The sequence below is a fragment of the Variovorax sp. 20P10.2.4 genome (assembly GCF_058244205.1).
The window spans coordinates 1-1,115 of the sequence record NZ_JBZAYE010001173.1 but is presented as its reverse complement, the minus strand read 5'-3'; the positions used below and the strand labels follow the sequence as shown (position 1 = coordinate 1,115).

Below are 1,115 nucleotides of genomic sequence, written 5' to 3'. Positions count from 1 at the left end.
AAGGAGCAGCGCGAGTTCGACGCCCTCCCCGCGCTGATCGAATCGCTGGAAAGCGAGCAGAAGCGCGTCGCGGAAATCCTGGCGCTCGACGGCGGTGCGATCTACGCCACCGACGCCTCGCGCGCCACCGAGCTGGCGGCCCGCCATGCCCAGATCGACGACGAACTGCTGACCGCGATGGAGCGACAGGAAGAACTGGGCGCCAGCCGCTGAGTCCGCGTGCCGTCCGACGCCGGACGGCCGCGACCTCGGCTATACATGCGGCACCCAGTCCAGACAACAGAAAGCGCCGGGGGAGTCCACCGCATGCCGTTCATTCCAGCGTACCTCGGTCGTTCGACGGCGGCGGCCCTGCTGCTCGTCCTCGGCGCCTGCGCCCAATTGCCCCAGAACGTGGACCGCCCGGTGTCCACCGCGCTGGCCGCCCCGGCCGGCACGGCCCTGGCCACGCTGGTCCAGGAGCGCCGCCGGGCCGACGCGGCGCGCTACGAATCGGGCTTCCTGCTGCTCGCGGGCCCGCAGGCGGCCTACGGCAGCCGGCTGGCGCTGATCGACGGCGCCCAGAAGACGCTGGACCTCCAGTACTACGCCATCCACGTCGACGCCAGCACCGGGCGCCTGGTACGCGGCCTGCGCGCCGCGGCCGAGCGCGGCGTGCGGGTGCGCATCCTGCTCGACGACTTCCACAGCACCGGACGCGACGCGCTGGTGCTGGGCCTGGCCTTCGTGCCGAACATCGAGCTGCGGCTGTTCAACCCGCTCGCGGGCGCGCGCGGCTCGACCTTCAGCCGGCTGCTGAATTCGGCCGGCGACGCCTCGCGCATCCAGCAGCGCATGCACAACAAGCTGTTCCTGGCCGACAACGTGCTGGGCGTGACCGGCGGGCGCAACCTCGGCGACGCCTACTTCGGCAATTCACTCAACGGCAACTTCATCGACGTCGACGTGCTCGCGGCCGGCCCGATCGTGCAGGACCTCTCGCGCAGCTTCGACAGCTACTGGAACAACGAGCGCGCCTACCCGGCGCAGTCGCTGGTCTCGCGCGAGGAGCTGCAGGCGATCCGCGACCGCGCGCGCCAGACCGACCGGGAGCTGGCCGAGGAATCGGCCCGCGC

2 protein-coding genes are annotated in these 1,115 nt (G+C 71.5%); both read left to right on the top strand.

Annotation, left to right across the window (positions count from 1 at the left end; translation table 11 throughout):
• Positions 1-213 (top strand): ABC transporter C-terminal domain-containing protein (locus tag AC27VN_RS42070; protein WP_490880602.1); only part of this gene is annotated, 213 nt, incomplete at its 5' end.
• 93 nt (positions 214-306) lie between these two features.
• On the top strand, positions 307-1,115 hold an 809-nt coding region (locus AC27VN_RS42065; protein ID WP_490880601.1), incomplete at its 3' end, for a phospholipase D-like domain-containing protein.